Raw genomic sequence first — 15,911 nt, forward strand, 5'->3', positions numbered from 1 at the left:
TCGGGGGCCGGATTGGCCGAATGGCGAAACAGGTGGCGGGGCCACCCGGCCCGACACGAAACCCCCAGGTCAAGGACCCGGGGGTGTGGTGTCGAACGGACGGGACGTCTCTAGCGCGTGGGGGCCGAGCCGTCGTAGACGTGACCGGGTGTGGCGATCTGCGTGATCGCGCGGGCGAGCAGGGTGGACGGCTCCTGGCCCCCGGTGGTGATGTCGGTGTTGATCAGCACGACCAGGGTCGCCTTGAGGGCGGGGAGGTAGACGGTCACGGACTCGTAGCCCGGGATGGAGCCGTTGTGCCCGATCCAGCCGCCGGTCTCGAAGATGCCGAGGCCGTAGGTGAGGCCGGGGAATCCGGTCGGCAGCGTCTTCAGGCGCTGCTTCTGCGTCTCCGGGCTGAGCAGCTCCCCGGTGGCGACGGTCTTCGCCCAGCCGCGCAGATCGTGCATGGTCGAGATCATCGCGCCGGCCGACCAGCCCCAGCTCGGGTTCCAGTCGGTGGAGTCGGCGACCGCGCCGGTCAGCGTCTGGTTGGTGTAGCCGTGCGCGTGCGGCTCGGGGAACTCACGGACGTTCGGGCCGTCGGGGAACAACGTCTGGTCCAGGTGGGCCGGGCGCAGCACCCGCCGGTTGATGACGTCGGCGACGTGGTGACCGGTGACCTTCTCGATCACCAGGCCGAGGAGGACCAGGTTGCTGTTGTTGTAGACGAACACCTTGCCCGGCGCGGCGGTGTTGCGGTGCTTGTAGCCGTACGCGAGCAGCTCCTGCGGGGTGAACGAGCGGGTCGGGTCGCTCAGCAGGTCGTGCGCGAAGTCGGCGTCCGCGCTGTACGGGAACAGCCCGCTGCGCATCTCGGCCAGGTGGCGCAGGGTGATGTGACGGCCGTTCGGCACGCCGTGGACGTAGCGCGAGATCGGGTCGTCGAGCCCGATCCGCCGCTCGTCGACGAGCTGGAGCAGCGCGGTGACCGTGAACGTCTTGGTCTCGCTGCCGATCCGCGAGTAGAAGTCGGTACTCATCGGCTGCCGCGTGACCTTGTCGGCGACACCGGTCGCCCGGACGTAGCAACCCTTGCCCGGCATCCACAGGCCGACGGCGACACCAGGGATGGCGGCCGCCTTACGGACGTCAGCGACGGCCTTGTCCAGGCGAGCGGTCACTCCACGGCCTAGGCCGCCGGACGAGCAGTGGTCCTGGTCGTGCGGGTCGGGGTGGACCACCGCGGTTGCATGGGCGGAGGTCGCCATCACCGGGGCGGCCAGTACGGACGCCGCCAGCAGCGCGGCTGCCAGGAGGCGTCGGGTGGGGGTACGTCGCATGGAGGGCGCTTCTTCCGGATCGGGGCTGGGGTGCCACGGCACCATCCGGAGTCGGGCGGGGGGTCCACCTGCGGTGCGCGCCCCTGCGAGTCCACTCGATCGGACCGATGTTCGCACCGTCACTCGCAGGGGCGTCGGCTGTCTGCCCCGGGTGAGCCGGCCCGCCGTCAGCGGCCGGACTGCCACCCGGGGTCGAGGCGGGTCAGTCCCGTGTCGTGGTCGGCGGTCAGCCAGTTCCGCACATGCGGGAGCCGCGCGGTGTCCAGGGCCCAGGCGACGACCGTGCTCCGGCGGGGATGGCTCCCCGTGCGCCCGTCCCCCAGCCACTCGAGGCAGGAGCTCACCAGGCACCGGTAGTCGGTGCGGCTCGCGTTGTCCGACTCCAGGTCCCTGCCGTACCCCGGGCCCTGTTCGTGCGCCAGCGCCACCCAGGGTTCGAGCACCCGCAGCGCGATGTCCGGGCCGCCGCTGCGCAGGGCCCCGAGGACCAGGCCGAACCGGTGGGAGCCCTCGGTGAAGTACGGGTTCTCGCGCATCGCCACGCGCAGCCTGGCGTCGGTGTCCTCCAGGGTGACGAGGGCGTCGCGCCGGTGGCCCTTCATCAAGTGGTCCTCGAACGTCCACTCCAGCAGGTGAAAGCGGACGAGCAGGGCGAGATACACGTCGTTCTCCCGCTCCGCCCCGGACAGCAGGGCATCGAGTTCCGCCCCTCGCTCACCATGCCACCACGGCCAGGCGTGCACGGGATACGTGCCGCTCCCGCACTCCCCGCAGCGGCGCGGGATGCCGGGCCGGGGATCGGGGAAGTACCCGCTCCCCCCGCAGTCCGGGTCGTCGCACCGCCAGCCGGCGGCCAGGGCGCCCGGTGGCGCCTGGTAGCCGTCCCTGGTGGGTGGCAGCTGCCTGGGTCCCAGGAGTCTGTGCAGGATCTCCATCGGCTCCCCCTCCTTCCGTTCGCGCCCCGGCCGCGGCCGGGATCGCGTCTCAGCCGACCTTGGCGTGGTGCTCGTTCGTGGAGTTCGGGCAGACGTAGCCGGAGTTGCCGCACCGCCCGCACGTCGTCCAGGAACCGACCTTTCCCTGGCACTTGGGGCAGCGGACCGCCCGCACCTTCTTGCGGCAGCCGCGGTCGGCGCAGTAGGTGTCCTTGTCGCCGGTGTAGCGCACGCCGGCCTCCGTTCCCGTAGTGGATGGATGTCCTGTCGCAGTGGCCGCCCGTTTTCCGGCCGCCGCCTCACGCCCCGGGGACCCGGCTGCGCTCGGCGGCCCGCATCTCCCGGTCGCGGGCGGCGCGTTCGGCGACGGTGAGCCGGCTGATCCGGCCCGAGCGGCTGCCGGGCCGTACGCCCCACGGCGAGGAGGGCTGCCCTCTCAGCAGCCACACGGCGAGCGTGATCTCCCAGCCGATCGCCTTGACCATGCTGGTCAGGAACCACTCCGGACTGATGAGCATCAGCCCCGGCGGCATACCGCGCCAGAACGAGCCCCCCGCCCGCCCGTTGAAGGTCCACAGCGCGAACGCCACCCCGAGCACATGCCCGAGCGCCAGAGCCGTCTCCATCGTTCTCCCCCTGCTGCTTGCCCAAGTGCCCGTCCACGCGGGCCGGTTCACCGTTGGTACCGCGCGGGGGACACCGCGCCCCGGTGCGTTGCACACCTCGTCGAGCGGTGCAAGAGGGGCCCCAGGGCTGCGGGAATTGGGGTATGGCGGTGACATTTGTCGTCCTTGCCCCGGTGCCGTGCGGGTCCTGCCAGACTGGCCGCATGGACGCACACGCGGCGGCCGACGCGGGTGCCGCACTGGGACGACGGGCCCGCGTCGCCTGGCTGTTACGGGTCAACCGCCTGCTGGCGGAGGAGAAACCGCTGAGATCACTGCCGGCCTTCTCGGCGGCCTTCCACGGCGGGATGTACGACCGCGAGGTGAGCACCAGTACCGTCTCGCGCTGGGAGACGGGGCGAACTACCGTTCCCTGGAGGGCCGTTCGCCGCTACGAGGAATTACTCGCGCTCCCCCGCAACACGCTCACCGCCACCGCGCGCACGGTGTGGCGGTACTGGGCACCGGGTCCCGTCCTGGACGTCGACCCGGCGGGCCCCGCCGCGAGGCTGCTGGAGGACCTGCTGGAGCAGGCGGTGTCCGGCGACGTGATGACCGGTGACGACTGGGACCAGTTGACGGACGGCCTGTGTGCGCGTCCCGACGCGGTGCTGATGCCGTCGGGCACCTGGTCCGCGCTCGCCGAGCGGCTCGTCGAGGAGATGGTGATCGCCGACGACCTGCCGTGGATGCTCCGCTTCGAGTCGCTCAACCGGCTGTTGAACCACCGGCGGGGCGGCCGTACGGTCATCGCCGTGTGCGGCGGGATGGCCGCCGGGCGGGCCCGGCTGACGGCCACGGAGATCGTCTGCGCCCTGGACAACTGCGGTCACCCCGACGCGGCCGACCTGGTGCTGAGTGAACTCGCCCGGCCCAGCGGGCCGTTGGCGCATCGCGGCGCGGTCATGGCGTGTTTCCGCAAGGTGCGGTACCGGCACTTCGACGAGGACCAGCTGCGGACGCTCGTCCGGGCGGTGCGGGACTCCACCGGTACCGGCCCGTTCGGCGATCAGATCGAGCCGCTGCGCGGGCATCTGTCCGCGGCGCACCCCGAGTACGCCCGCGCGGTGCTGGGCCGCCGCGGCTCGACCCGGCGACCCGGGGACGGGGCCGCCGGGGCCGGGGCCGATCCGGATGCCCGTGCTCTCGTGGCGGCGGCCGTCCGCAGGGTGACCGCGCGGCTGGGCACGGTCGATCCCGACCGGACGTGCGACCCCGCGGTACCGGCCGTGCTGATCGCCGAGGCCCTGGCCAGTCCGCTCTTCGACATCCGGCTCTACGCCGCCTTCCTGCTCGCGGCCACCCCGTACCGCCCGGTGCTGGCGGACGCGCTCGCGGCGGAGCTGGTCCGCCCCATGGCCGTCCGCCACGAGGAGCTCGCGGTGGTGCTGCTGGAAGGGCTGCGCGTCCTCGGCGACCACCGTCACCGCGGGCTGCTCCAGCGGCTGGCGGTTCTGCCGAGCGTGCCGCGGCCCACCTCGTACGCCGCGGTGCGGGGCCTCGGCCATGTGGCCGCCGACCGCTCCGCGGGCGACTTCCTGCGGGGTGCCGTCGCCCACCACCACGCCGCGTGGCTGAGCGACCGGGACCCGGTGACCGCGGCCACGCTGGAGAGCCTGGTCTACGCGCTCGGCATGGCCTCACGCGACGACCTGCTCACCGCCATCCTGACGGGGGCGGACTTCCTTCCGGTGGCACGTACAGCCGCGGCCTGGTGGCTGGACATCCCGGGGCATCGGCGGGCCAGCGCCCTGCTGTAGCCCCAACTCCCCTTCACTGCCCCCGGATCGCATCCGCCGGCGCCGTCCGCAACGCCTGCCGCGTAGGCAGTTCGATGGTGAGGAAGGCGATGCCCGTGACCATCACCGCAAGCGCGGGCAGCAGCCAGACCGGCCCCGCCGGCCAGGGGCGGCCGAGGAATCCCTGGCCCAGGAGGGCAAGAGGGATCGCGGAGAGCAGCAGTGCCGCCGTGAGCGCGGTGGCCGCGGTCATCGCGGCCTCGCGGCGCATCATCGCGCGGATCTGGCGCGGGGTCGTGCCGTTGAGGCGGAGGGCGCCCAGTTCCACCCTGCGCTGAGCCGTGGCCGCGACGAGCTTGTTGGCGATGCTGAGCAGCAGGTAGACGAGCAGGACCACGATCGTCGCGAGGTTGATCCACACCTCGGGCGGCGCGTCCTTGAGGCCGCCGGTGGAAGGGGAGTTGGCGGGTCCGAGGGTGAGGCCGGGGCGGGCTGCGGCGAGGGCCGCGAGGTTCTGCCTGGCCTTCGCCGTGCCGTCCGTGCGGATCAGGAGGGACTGGTCGAGGGCCGTCGTGGTGTGCCCGGCGGCCAGGTCGTGGGAGAGCACCACCGCGCCGAAGCCGAGCCCCCGCCCGTACACGGCAACAACCCTGGCGGCGACGCGAGTTCCGTCCCCGAGGACCAGGTTCACCGTGCGCCCCACCCCCGCGGAACGCGTACGCGCCACATCACTGCTGACGGCGACCGTCGCCCCGGTGAGCCGGCTCAGGCTGCCGTCCCGTACGTCGAGGTCGAGGACGCCCGCCGCGTCCGGGGTGAGGATCGTCGCCGAACCCGAGTCGACCGCCGGGTCACCGAACTCCTTGTACTCCCACACCACGGTCGTCGTCCCGACGGGAGCGGCGGCCCGTACGCCCGGCGTCTTCCGTACGGCGGCGGGCGTGCCGTCGGGCAGACCGCCCAACCCCGGTGCGCTCAAACGGAGTTGGGCAATGGTCCCGGTACTGGTGTCCTGCGCGGTGGCGGCCAGCACCGTGGTCTGGGTGAGGGTGTACGTCAGCACGAACACGACCGCCATGGCCAGCGTGGAGACGATGCCCGCGTTGCGCAGGGCGTAGGCGCGCAGGTTGGCCATCGCCAGCCAGGTCGGCGCGGAGGTCCCGGACCTCGTCATCCGCACCGCCGCACCACCGATGCCCCGCACCAGCGCCGGGCCCGCCAGGGCCAGCCCGATCGCCCCGATGATGCCGGCGAGGGAGGTGGCCGTGGCGCCGATGACCGTGCGGGAGAACAGCGGCAGCGCCGACATGGCGGTCGCCACGACGATGACGGCCACGCCGATCCGGGTCCGGACCCGCGACGGCTCGCGCGGCTCGCTCCGCGACTCGGCGACCGCCTCGGTGGCCGGCATCCGCGAGGTGCGCCAGGCCGAGCAACGGGCCGACACCTGGACGGCGAGCATCATGAGCACGATCGCCGCGAGCGCGGGCAACGGGCTGAAGGTCAACGGCAGTTCGGCCGGGATGACCCCCCGGTCCGCGAGCAGCCCGCGGAACTGTCCGGCCAGCAGATAGCCGAGTCCCACGCCCGGTGCCACAGCCACCGCCGCGACGACGGTGGACTGCGCGGCGGCCAGCCGACGGATCTGCTTCGGGGTCGCGCCCACGGCCCGCATCAACGCCAGGTCCCGCCGCTGCCCGCCGATCGCCACGGCCAGCGCGCTCGCCATCACGAACCCGGTGATCAGCAGCACGATCCCGGACAGCGAACCGGCGAGCAGCACCAGCAGCGACCGCGAGGCTCCGGCCCCGGGCGCGGCGGTGTCCCCCCGCTCGTCCCCGGTGACGACCAGCAGTCCGGCGCCCTGCACCTTCGCCCGGACCTCGGCGGCGACCCGCCCCTCGGCACCGGACGCGGTACGCAGGCCCACGAGATCGACACGATCCGCGCGACCGGCCACACCCGCCATTTCTACGGCCGTCGCGTCGACGAAGTAGACGCCCGCGCCCGGTGCGTCGACCACCGCCGATACGCGATAGCCGCTCGCGGGGCGGGAGTTGACGACGATCTGGACACGGTCACCCGGCTTGACACCGGCCGCGGCGGCGGTGGCGCTGTCCACGGCGACCTCGCCGGCACCGGTCGGCGCGCTGCCCTCGACGCGCGCACCCGCCAGCAGCTTCGTCGAGGACCAACCGTGCCCCGCCACCTGAGGATCCTCGGACGACGACGGTACGACCCGACCGTGCGCGTCGACGAGAGCGGCCGGGAAACCGATGTCGCCGACCGACGCGGTCACGCCCGGCAACTCACCCAGCTCTCGGACCAGTTGGGCCGGGATCCTACGGCGTTCCGGCAGCGCGAGCGGAAGGTCGCCGACCGGGTGGAACTCCTGGTCGGCCGCGACCACGATCGACGCTCCGGCGAGGCGGCCGGCGGGCAGGTGGGAGCGGAGGCCGGACTCGGCCAGGACGCCGGTGGCGGTGATCAGCGCCGCGCCGCCGAGGACCGCGCAGGCCACGGCGATCAGCGCGGTGACGCGGTGCCCGACCATCTGTATCGCGAGACGGAACATGGCTCAGACCCTCCCCAACTCGACGAGACGGCTTGCCAGTTCGTCGGCGGTCGGTGCCTTGAGGGCGTCGACCACCCGGCCGTCGGCCATCACCAGCACGTGGTGTGCGCGGGCGGCGGCGGCCGGGTCGTGGGTGACCATCACGACCGTCTGGCGCAGGTCGTTCACGAGGTCGCGGAGGAGGTCGAGGACCTCGTGGGCGCTGCGCAGGTCGAGCGCGCCGGTCGGTTCGTCGGCGAACACGACCGCCGGGCGGGCCACCAACGCCCGTACGACGGCGGCCCGTTGCTGCTGCCCGCCGGAGAGCTCGGCCGGGCGGTGGCTCAGCCGGTCCGCGAGCCCGACCCGGTCCACCAGTGTGCGCAGCCAGTCGCGGTCCGCGGTGCGGCCCGCCAGCCGGAGCGGCAGCGTGATGTTGTCCTCGATGGAGAGGGAGGGGATCAGGTTGTACGCCTGGAACACGAACCCCACGCGCTCACGCCGCAGTTGGGTGCGCTTGGTCTCGTTCAGCCCGGCGATCTCGTGACCGTCGATGCGGACACTGCCCGACGTCGGGGAGTCGAGCCCGGCGGCACAGTGCATCAGCGTGCTCTTGCCGGAGCCGGAGGGGCCCATCACGGCGAGGAAGGTGCCGCGTTCCACGGTCAACGACACGTCGTCCAGGGCGCGTACGCCTCCGGGGTAGGCCTTGCTGACGCCCTCCAGGGCGATGGCGGCGGTGGCCGTGACGGTGGCCGCGGTGTTCATCGCCGGCCCCGCACGTTGCGTACGACGAGGGTGCCCGCGCACAGGACGGTGACCGCGCCGCACACCAGGTGCACCCAGGTGTTGGCGCCGCCGAAGGACGCCGCCATGTTGGCGAGCGCGCTGGCCACCACGACGATCCAGAGGAGGGTGCGGGCGATGGCCCCGGGGGTGAGCCGGTCGGGTTCGGTGGTCGTCGCGTTCGTCATGAGGGCTTCTCCCGTGGTGCTGGGCGGTGTCGTCCGAAGGGGTCCGGCTGTCGTCACCGACGCTATGGATCAGCACCCCTCGCGGCCGATCCCGCAGCCCGCCCGGTTCGGGGTACAGCAGGCTGTACTCCCCTCCTCCTGCGCCCACGAAGAACTCGCGTACGGCATAGGGTCGTTCGCATGACAGCGAGCACGAGCGAGGCGGGCGGCGGTGGAGCGGCCGTCCAGCGCGAGAGCTTCAAGGACATCGCGCTACGGACCCTGGGCGCCGCCGGCCGAGCCATCGCCCAGCTCGCCTCCGGGCTCAACACGGCTGTGCTCGCCCTGCTGTTGCTGCTGTTGCTGACCCTCACCGCCGTGACGAGCGTGGTCGGGGTGGGACTGCTGATCGCACCCGTGCCGCTGCGCGCCCTGCACGCCCTGGCCGGCCGGGAGCGCGCCCGGCTCGCCCGCCGGGGACCCGAGGTCGTCGCCCCGCAGCCCCCGCCCACCCGGCTGCGACTCGCCCTCGCCGACCCCACCACCCACCGCGAACTGCGGTGGCTGGTACGGCACTCCACCCTGGGGCTGCTGCTCGGGCTGCTCGGCGTCGTGCTGCCGATCACGGCCGTGCGGGACAGCGCGTTCCCGCTGTACTGGACGTTCATGCCGGAGAACACGACGGCCACGTCGCTCGGTATCGGCAACGCGCACACCTGGCCGGACGCGCTCGCCGTGGCGTTGCTGGGCGTGGGCTGGATCACCATCATCCTGGGGCTGGCGCCCGGCATGGCCCGGCTCCAGTCGGGCCCCGGACGGCACCTCCTCGCGGCCGGTCCCGACGTCGACCTCTCCCTGCGCGTAGCGGAGTTGACCGCGACCCGCGCCGCCGCGCTCGACGCCCACGCCACCGAACTGCGCCGTATCGAGCGCTCGTTGCACGACGGCGCGCAGAACAGGCTCGTCTCCGTCGCCGTGTTGCTCGGGGCGGCCCGCCGCATGGTGGCCCGTGACCCGGCGGGCGCCGACGAGCTCCTCGAACGCGCCCAGTCCGCCGCGGAGATGGCGTTGGCCGAGCTGCGGACGGTGGCGCGCGGCATCCTGCCGCCGGTGCTGGCCGACCGGGGGCTCGCGGGCGCGCTCTCCGGTCTCGCGGCGGACTGCGCGGTGCCGTGCCGGATCGACGTGGACGTACCCGAACGCTGCGCGGCCTCCGTGGAGGCGACCGCCTACTTCGTCGTCGCCGAGGCGCTGACCAACATCGCCAAGCACAGCGGGGCCGCGCACGCCACGATCACGGCACGCGGCAGCGGCGGCCGGCTCCGGCTGCGCGTCGAGGACGACGGCCGGGGCGGCGCCGACACCGAGGGCGGCTCGGGGCTCACCGGCATCCGCCGCCGTATCGCCGCGCACGACGGCGACCTCACCCTGACCAGCCCACCGGGCGGTCCGACCGTCCTGGCCGTGGATCTCCCCTGTGGCCGGTGAGTTGGGGACCGTGACGAGCGAAGAGAGTCCGCGATGCGGGACTTGAGCTGCGGAACTTGAGCTGTGGAACATTAACTGTGCGGCGTGAACTGTGCGGCGTGAACTGTGGAGCGTGGGACGTGAGTCGACATGAGGCCTGACATGCGGATCGTGATCGCCGAGGACGACGCGTTGCTGCGCGAGGGACTCGCCCTGCTGCTGCGGGCGGAGGGGCTCGACGTGGTGGCCACGGCCGGCAACCCCGACGAGGCGCTGGACGCCATCGACGTGCACAAGCCGGACGTCGCCATCCTCGACGTACGGATGCCCCCGACCCACACCGACGAGGGGATCGTCGCCGCGGTCGAGGCCCGGCGCCGGCGGCCCGACCTGGCGGTGCTCGTGCTGTCCGCGTACGTCGAGCAGAGCTTCGCCACGGAGCTGCTCGGCGGCGGGGTGAGCGGGTTGGGCTACCTCCTCAAGGAACGGGTGGGCCGGGTCGAGGAATTCCTCGACGCGCTGCACCGCGTGGCGGCCGGCGGCACCGCGATCGACCCGGAGGTCGTCGCCCAGCTCTTCACCCGCTCCCGCCAGGACACCCGCCTCGACCGGCTCAGCCCGCGCGAACGGGACGTACTCGCCCTGATGGCGGAGGGGTTGGGCAACTCCGCCATCGCCGAGAAGCTCGTCGTCACCGACGGCGCCGTCCACAAACACATCCGCAGCATCTTCGCCAAGCTCGACCTGTCCCCCACGGACCAGGTGGACCGCCGGGTGGCGGCCGTCCTGCGCTACCTGGAGGATCTGCGGCGGCTGACCTGAGGCTATCCACAGGTCCTTGGTACAGCTGGCTGTACGGCGGACCGGCCCGCGGGCTGGATCGATCACCGCGTGCCGTCTCCCTAGGTTGGTGAACACACCGCAAGCCGGTGCGAGCGACCACCAACTCCACGGGAGACAGCCCATGATGACGTTCCGTCAACTCACCGCCGCAGCCGCACTGGCCGCCGTGGGACTCGGCCTCGCGACACCCATGGCGAGCGCCACGGAGTCCCGAAAGCGCACCACGACGCTCCAGCAGAGCGTGGACGCGATCCAGCGGACGGGAACCGTCGCCGTCGTAGCCCAGTCGACGGGTCCGGACGGGCGGCGGTATGCCACCACCGGGGTGTCGGACACCGCCACGGGCCGGGCGGCCCGCGTGACCGACAAGTTCAGGATCGCGAGCAGCACCAAGGCCTTCGTGTCGACGGTGATGCTCCAACTGGTCGGTGAGGGACGGGTGTCGCTGGACGACAGCGTCGAACACTGGCTGCCCGGCGTGGTGGACGGCAACGGCAACGACGGAAGCGCCATCACCGTAAGGCAGTTGCTGAACCACACCAGCGGACTGTTCAACTACACCGCCGACTTCCCCGCGATCGACTCGGTGGCGGGCTTCGAAGCCGACCGGTACACCACCTGGACCCCACGACAGCTGGTGGGCATCGCGATGCGGCACGCCCCGGACTTCGCGCCCGGCACCGACTGGGAGTACTCCAACACCAACTACATCCTCGCCGGAATGATCATCCAGAAGGCCACCGGCCACACCTGGCAGCAGGAGGTGACCCGGCGCGTCATCCGTCCGCTGGGCCTGCGCGACACCTCGGCACCCGACACCTCGTCCCGCATCCCGGGCCAACACCTGCACGGTTACTCGGACTTCGGCGGGTCCGGCCCGACCATCGACGTCACCGACCTCAACCCGACGATCGCCGGTTCGGCCGGCGCGATGATCAGCACGACCAACGACCTGAGCCGCTTCTTCTCCGCGCTCCTGGGCGGCAGGCTTCTGCACCCCGCCCAGCTCGCCGCGATGAAGACGACCGTACGAGCCACCTCTCTCGACCCTGTCTGGCCCGGCGCCCGCTACGGCCTGGGCCTGATGGAGATCCCCCTGACCTGCGGCGGCGTCTACTACAGCCACGCCGGCGACCTGATGGGCTACACCACCCGCGACGGGGTCAGCGCGGACGGCCGCCGGACCGTGGTCCTGGAGGCGACGGGCGACGGCGCGTCCGATCTGTCGACGGAGACGGCGCAGAACGCGTTGATCGATACCGAACTCTGCGCCGGCGGTGGGAAGTAGCGGCAGCCGCGGACGGGTTCGGCGGCGGCTTCCACCAACTCGGGGCGCCGCATGCCGCTGGTCTTCGTCCACAACTCGCCCCGGACGCCCCGTCCCCGTTCAACTGCCGTGCGCCTCCGCCTCCATGACGTCCTTGCGGGTCACCGCCAGGTGGACGACCAGGCCGAGGACGACTGCCAGGAACAGCACGCTGGTGACGACGGTGCCGAGGCCCAGGCCGCCGTCGCCGGCCGGCTGGGAGAGGTAGTCGCCGATCGAGGCGCCGAGCGGGCGGGTCAGGACGTAGGCGATCCAGAAGCTCCACACCGCGTCCAGGCCCAGCGCGAGGTGCGCGACCGCGACCGCGCCGATGGCCAGCGCGAACAGGGTCGCGGCGAGCCAGTAGCCGAGGTTCATGCGTTCGGAGACCAGGTCCCCGGCCGCGGTGCCGAGGGCGAAGGTGAACAGCACGGCCAGCCAGTAGTACGCCTCACGGCTGGTGGTGTCGATGCCGTGGATCGACAGGGTGTGCTCGCGCCGGTACCAGACGACGAAGACGACCGCGAGGGCGATCGCGAACACCGTGGTGGTGGTCTCCAGCGGGACTCCCATGTTGTCGGTGAGGTTGTCGCTGATCAGGGTGCCGACCACGCTGATCAGGGCGACGGCGAGCCAGTACACACCCGCGCGGTAGCCGGTCGTACGGAACTGGACGACCAGGACGACCGCGAGGAGGGCGCTCATCAGCAGTGACACCCCGGTCAGGCCCAGGCCCGCCTTCTCGTTGAGCAGGTCGGCCGCGGTCTCGCCGACCGTCGTGCACAGCACCTTGATGATCCAGAAGTACGCGGTGACTTCGGGGACCTTGTTCCGGCGCGGACGGGGTGAGGGCGGGGCAACGGCGTCACCGCTGCGGGAGATCTCGTAGGTCATGGGGCCCGACGGTGCCAGCGGACACCTGAACGGATCCTGACCGCGTGCCGACCGCCCTGTCGTCTACAGTTCGGTAGACCGTCTACATGACTGTAGTCGACGTGCCCGTGGTCGACATGGTCGTAGTCAGCACAGGGAGGACCATGCGCCCGACCATCCTGGTCGTCGAGGACGATCACACCCTGCGTGACGTGCTGATGCGCGGGCTGCGCGACGAGGACTTCGACACCGTGCCCGCGCCGGACGGGGCCACCGCCCTGCGGCTGGCCGGCGCCGACATCGCCGCCGCCGTGCTCGACATCGGACTGCCCGACGCCGACGGACGGGACGTGTGCCAGGCGATGCGGGCGAACGGCTTCCGCTCTCCCGTCGTCTTCCTGACCGCCCAACACCGGCTGCACGACCGGCTGTCCGGGTTCTCGGCCGGCGGTGACGACTATCTGACCAAGCCGTTCCATCTGGTCGAACTCGCGGCCCGGCTGCGGGCGGCGCTGCAGCGGACCGCTCCACCGCCCGTCGCCCCGGAGGGAGACCTGGTCCTGGACGCCGTCCGGCACGCGGTCGGCGTCCGGGGCACCCTGGTCGCTCTGACCCCGACCGAGTTCCGGCTGCTGGCCGCGCTCATGGCGGCCTCCGGCGGGATCGTGGGCCGCCGCGAGCTGGTCCGGGCGGGCTGGCCCGAGGGCGCCCGGGTCCACGACAACACCCTCGACCAGTATCTGACCCGGCTGCGCCGCAAACTCCGCGAGGCGGGCAGCGACCGGACCATCGGCACGGCCCGCGGCATCGGCCACCACCTGTCATGAGCGGCGCCCGTCACGGACCGCGGAGCACCGTGAACGCCCTCTCCCGTCGGCCGGCACCCCGCCTCCTCCCGCATCGGCCGATACCCCGCCTCCGCCCCCGCCGCCTCGCGCCCCGCACCCTCCGCGGCCGTCTCTCGCTCGTCGCGCTCACCACCGCCACGCTGCTGATGCTCGTCCTCACCGTCGCCTTCAACGCCGTGGCCGGCCACCGCCTCCAGCACCAGGCGGACGACGAGCTGCGCGCCCGTGCCGCCGCCGTCGCCACGACCGTCGACACCAGCGGCACGGCCGTCCGCGTCCTGGAGACCTCCCACGACGACCTCCTCGACGCCAACGTGTGGATCTACGCCGGCCGGCGTCTGCTGGAGGGCCCACCGGGCGACGGTCACCTGAACCGGGTCGCCGGGGAACTCGCCGCCCGGGGCGGACGGCAGTGCGTCACCGCCGACCTCCACGGCCCCCTCCAGCTGTGTTCCCAGCCGGTGCCCGGAGGGCGGAGCAAGGCCACGGTGGTCACCGCGCTGGACCTGTCCCCCTACCGGAGTTCGGCCCACACCCTGCTCGTGGGGTCACTCGCCCTGGACGCGGTCATGCTCGTCTGCACCTACGCCCTGACCCGGCTGGCGGTCGGCCGCGCGCTGCGCCCCGTCCGGACGATGACCGACCAGGCCGCCCAGTGGAGCGCCGTAGCCTCCGAGGAACGGTTCGGCAGCATGCGGCACCCGGCCGAACTCGCCCGTCTCGGGGCGTCGTTGGACTCCATCCTGGACCGCATCCACTCCCTCCTGCGCCACGAGCAGCAGCTCACCGGGGAGCTCTCGCACGAGCTGCGCACCCCGCTGAGCCGGATCATCGCCGAACTCGACTGGTGGCAGGCCCGGCCTCGCACGGCCGCCCAGACCCGCGCCACCCACCAGGTCGTCGGGGACGCCGCCGAGTCCATGCGCACCATCTGCGACACCCTCCTGGACGACGCCCGCGAGGGAACACCGACCGCTCCGGGCACCGCCGACGTCCTGCCCACGCTGCGTCGTCTCGTCGAAGTCCTGGACGTACCGGACCACTTGACGGTCACGGTCGACGGCCCGCATCTGCTGGTCGGGGTCCCGCCCGCCCACCTCGAACGCATCGTCAGCCCGCTGCTCACCAACGCCTGCCGCTACGCCCGCTCCACCGTCGCCGTCCGCGCGCACCGCGCACCCGACGGCGTACGCCTCGATGTCGTCGACGACGGACCCGGCGTACCGCCCGAGTTCACCGGCCGGCTCTTCGAGCCCGGCCGCCGCGCGGATCCCGGCGACGGACACGGCGGCGCGGGCCTGGGGCTGGCGCTGGCCCGCCGACTGGCCCGATCCGCGGGCGGCGAGGTGACGTACGACGCCGGGCGCGCACCCGGAGCCCGGTTCGTGGTCGCGCTGCCCACGGGGTGACGGCGGCATCGAGGAGCCGTCACGCCACCGCGTCCGGCCGGATGTCCTTGCGCGAGGCGGCCAGGTAGCCGACGAAGCAGAGGATGGCCACCGTCCAGGACGCGGTGACCGGCCCCAGCCCCAGGGCCAGCCCGCCCCGGGCATGGCCGACGGCCATCCAGTCGGCCACGGAGGCACCGAGCGGCCGGGTGATGACGTACGCGGACCAGAAGGCGAGGACCGCGTTCGTCCGGCCCGCTCGGTGGGCGAGGGCGGGTACGGCGATCGCGGCGGCGTACAGCACGGCGGAGCCGAGGTAGCCGAGACCGATCGTGGCGGTGAGGTCGCCGGCTGCGGTGCCCAGGGCGAACGTGGCCAGGACGGCGGCCCAGTAGAAGATCTCGCGCCGGCGGGTGGTGATGCTGTGGATCGACAGGGTGCGCTCGCTCGCGTACCAGAGCGCGAAGACGGCGGCCAGCGCGATCATGAAGAACGGAGTGGAGAGGGCGTACGGCACCCCGAGCCCGACGTGCAGCACGTCGGCGGCCATCGTGCCGAAGACGCTGACCATGACGATCGCCGTCCAGTAGATCCAGGCGACGTACCGGCGGGCGGCGAACTGGACCGCCAAAGCCGCCACGAGGGCCAGGCCGCCGAGGCCGACCGCGGGAATCGGGCCGAACACATGGGCCAGGAAGTCGGAGGCCGTCTCGCCCATGCCGGTGGTCAGCACCTTGATGATCCAGAAGTAGACGGTCACCTCCGGCACCTTGCTCGCCGCGTGCCGGATGCGGCGCGGGGGCCGGTTGTGGGTGAGGTGATCTGTCGTCATGGCGGCACCCTGGCACGATGTCCGACGGTCGTCCCAGCCCTCTTTGCCAGAGCTTTTGCGCTTGCGGTGCATGAGTTGCCCGAGGCCCGCGCGGACCTGAACACAACCTGAACGGGACCACCGATGCGCTGGTCAGCGGCGTGCGCGGGGTGCTATCGGCACTCCGCGTCCACCCTTGCCATTCAA

15 protein-coding genes are annotated in these 15,911 nt (G+C 72.4%); 6 read left to right on the forward strand and 9 right to left on the reverse strand.

Annotation, left to right across the window (positions count from 1 at the left end):
* Positions 1–110: 110 nt before the first annotated feature.
* The 4 genes from OG714_RS24500 to OG714_RS24515 form a co-directional block, all read right to left on the reverse strand.
* A complete protein-coding gene (locus tag OG714_RS24500) occupies positions 111–1,322 on the reverse strand; it encodes a serine hydrolase domain-containing protein (RefSeq protein WP_406124065.1) in 1,212 nt (403 codons plus the stop codon).
* Positions 1,323–1,489: 167 nt separating this feature from the next.
* Complete coding sequence (locus OG714_RS24505; RefSeq protein WP_406124066.1) at positions 1,490–2,257, reverse strand: hypothetical protein; 768 nt, start codon at positions 2,255–2,257, stop codon at positions 1,490–1,492.
* Positions 2,258–2,306: 49 nt separating this feature from the next.
* Entirely contained in the window at positions 2,307–2,489 is a 183-nt protein-coding gene (locus OG714_RS24510; RefSeq protein WP_406124067.1) for a hypothetical protein, read from the reverse strand.
* Between the two features lie 67 nt (positions 2,490–2,556).
* Positions 2,557–2,883, reverse strand: coding sequence for a hypothetical protein (locus OG714_RS24515; protein WP_406124069.1), 327 nt, complete (start codon positions 2,881–2,883; stop codon positions 2,557–2,559).
* A 203-nt stretch (positions 2,884–3,086) separates the two neighbouring features.
* On the opposite strand from OG714_RS24515, the gene OG714_RS24520 reads away from it, so the two are divergent.
* Positions 3,087–4,682, forward strand: coding sequence for an XRE family transcriptional regulator (locus OG714_RS24520; RefSeq protein WP_406124070.1), 1,596 nt, complete (start codon positions 3,087–3,089; stop codon positions 4,680–4,682).
* 13 nt (positions 4,683–4,695) lie between these two features.
* Here OG714_RS24520 and OG714_RS24525 read toward each other — a convergent pair whose 3' ends face one another.
* The 3 genes from OG714_RS24525 to OG714_RS24535 are packed head-to-tail and all read right to left on the reverse strand — an operon-like array spanning position 4,696 to position 8,189.
* Complete coding sequence (locus OG714_RS24525; RefSeq protein ID WP_406124071.1) at positions 4,696–7,236, reverse strand: FtsX-like permease family protein; 2,541 nt, start codon at positions 7,234–7,236, stop codon at positions 4,696–4,698.
* Between the two features lie 3 nt (positions 7,237–7,239).
* On the reverse strand, positions 7,240–7,983 hold the full coding sequence (locus OG714_RS24530) for an ABC transporter ATP-binding protein (RefSeq protein ID WP_406124073.1): 744 nt from the start codon (positions 7,981–7,983) through the stop codon (positions 7,240–7,242).
* On the reverse strand, positions 7,980–8,189 hold the full coding sequence (locus OG714_RS24535; protein ID WP_406124075.1) for a hypothetical protein: 210 nt from the start codon (positions 8,187–8,189) through the stop codon (positions 7,980–7,982). Before OG714_RS24535 ends, OG714_RS24530 begins: the two co-directional genes overlap by 4 nt.
* Before the next feature lie 180 nt (positions 8,190–8,369).
* Between OG714_RS24535 and OG714_RS24540 the strand changes: the two genes are divergently transcribed.
* The 3 genes from OG714_RS24540 to OG714_RS24550 all read left to right on the forward strand — a co-directional run bounded on the left by OG714_RS24540 (position 8,370) and on the right by OG714_RS24550 (position 11,766).
* Positions 8,370–9,656, forward strand: coding sequence for a sensor histidine kinase (locus tag OG714_RS24540; RefSeq protein WP_406124076.1), 1,287 nt, complete (start codon positions 8,370–8,372; stop codon positions 9,654–9,656).
* Between the two features lie 141 nt (positions 9,657–9,797).
* The gene (locus tag OG714_RS24545) at positions 9,798–10,457 is read left to right on the forward strand and encodes a response regulator transcription factor (protein ID WP_406124078.1); all 660 of its coding nucleotides are present in this window, start codon (positions 9,798–9,800) and stop codon (positions 10,455–10,457) included.
* 142 nt (positions 10,458–10,599) lie between these two features.
* On the forward strand, positions 10,600–11,766 hold the full coding sequence (locus OG714_RS24550; protein WP_406124079.1) for a serine hydrolase domain-containing protein: 1,167 nt from the start codon (positions 10,600–10,602) through the stop codon (positions 11,764–11,766).
* 99 nt (positions 11,767–11,865) lie between these two features.
* Here the strand turns inward: OG714_RS24550 and OG714_RS24555 are convergent, their stop codons facing one another.
* Positions 11,866–12,678 carry a hypothetical protein gene (locus tag OG714_RS24555; RefSeq protein WP_406124080.1) on the reverse strand — a complete coding sequence of 271 codons (813 nt, stop codon included), beginning with the start codon at positions 12,676–12,678 and terminating at the stop codon, positions 11,866–11,868.
* 143 nt (positions 12,679–12,821) lie between these two features.
* Here OG714_RS24555 and OG714_RS24560 point away from each other — a divergent pair, with 143 nt between their 5' ends.
* Both OG714_RS24560 and OG714_RS24565 read left to right on the forward strand, forming a co-directional pair.
* Complete coding sequence (locus OG714_RS24560; protein ID WP_406131930.1) at positions 12,822–13,484, forward strand: response regulator transcription factor; 663 nt, start codon at positions 12,822–12,824, stop codon at positions 13,482–13,484.
* Positions 13,481–14,914 (forward strand): ATP-binding protein, encoded by a 1,434-nt coding sequence (locus OG714_RS24565; protein WP_406124081.1) that lies wholly within the window; start codon positions 13,481–13,483, stop codon positions 14,912–14,914. The genes OG714_RS24560 and OG714_RS24565 overlap by 4 nt, the downstream gene beginning before the upstream one ends.
* A 19-nt stretch (positions 14,915–14,933) precedes the next feature.
* On the opposite strand, the gene OG714_RS24570 is transcribed toward OG714_RS24565, so the two are convergent.
* Positions 14,934–15,725 (reverse strand): hypothetical protein, encoded by a 792-nt coding sequence (locus OG714_RS24570; protein WP_406124082.1) that lies wholly within the window; start codon positions 15,723–15,725, stop codon positions 14,934–14,936.
* Positions 15,726–15,911: the final 186 nt, after the last annotated feature.

The organism is Streptomyces sp. NBC_00989, assembly GCF_045162655.1.
In the GTDB taxonomy this organism is placed as follows: domain Bacteria; phylum Actinomycetota; class Actinomycetes; order Streptomycetales; family Streptomycetaceae; genus Streptomyces.

What these genes read in the sequence shown, in the direction of transcription:
- OG714_RS24500 (WP_406124065.1), bottom strand. Translation starts at nt 1,322, where the DNA reads ATGCGACGTACCCCCACCCGACGCCTCCTGGCAGCCGCGCTGCTGGCG.
- OG714_RS24505 (WP_406124066.1), bottom strand. Translation starts at nt 2,257, where the DNA reads ATGGAGATCCTGCACAGACTCCTGGGACCCAGGCAGCTGCCACCCACC.
- OG714_RS24515 (WP_406124069.1), bottom strand. Translation starts at nt 2,883, where the DNA reads ATGGAGACGGCTCTGGCGCTCGGGCATGTGCTCGGGGTGGCGTTCGCG.
- OG714_RS24520 (WP_406124070.1), top strand. Translation starts at nt 3,087, where the DNA reads ATGGACGCACACGCGGCGGCCGACGCGGGTGCCGCACTGGGACGACGG.
- OG714_RS24525 (WP_406124071.1), bottom strand. Translation starts at nt 7,236, where the DNA reads ATGTTCCGTCTCGCGATACAGATGGTCGGGCACCGCGTCACCGCGCTG.
- OG714_RS24530 (WP_406124073.1), bottom strand. Translation starts at nt 7,983, where the DNA reads ATGAACACCGCGGCCACCGTCACGGCCACCGCCGCCATCGCCCTGGAG.
- OG714_RS24535 (WP_406124075.1), bottom strand. Translation starts at nt 8,189, where the DNA reads ATGACGAACGCGACGACCACCGAACCCGACCGGCTCACCCCCGGGGCC.
- OG714_RS24540 (WP_406124076.1), top strand. Translation starts at nt 8,370, where the DNA reads ATGACAGCGAGCACGAGCGAGGCGGGCGGCGGTGGAGCGGCCGTCCAG.
- OG714_RS24545 (WP_406124078.1), top strand. Translation starts at nt 9,798, where the DNA reads ATGCGGATCGTGATCGCCGAGGACGACGCGTTGCTGCGCGAGGGACTC.
- OG714_RS24550 (WP_406124079.1), top strand. Translation starts at nt 10,600, where the DNA reads ATGATGACGTTCCGTCAACTCACCGCCGCAGCCGCACTGGCCGCCGTG.
- OG714_RS24555 (WP_406124080.1), bottom strand. Translation starts at nt 12,678, where the DNA reads ATGACCTACGAGATCTCCCGCAGCGGTGACGCCGTTGCCCCGCCCTCA.
- OG714_RS24560 (WP_406131930.1), top strand. Translation starts at nt 12,822, where the DNA reads ATGCGCCCGACCATCCTGGTCGTCGAGGACGATCACACCCTGCGTGAC.
- OG714_RS24565 (WP_406124081.1), top strand. Translation starts at nt 13,481, where the DNA reads ATGAGCGGCGCCCGTCACGGACCGCGGAGCACCGTGAACGCCCTCTCC.
- OG714_RS24570 (WP_406124082.1), bottom strand. Translation starts at nt 15,725, where the DNA reads ATGACGACAGATCACCTCACCCACAACCGGCCCCCGCGCCGCATCCGG.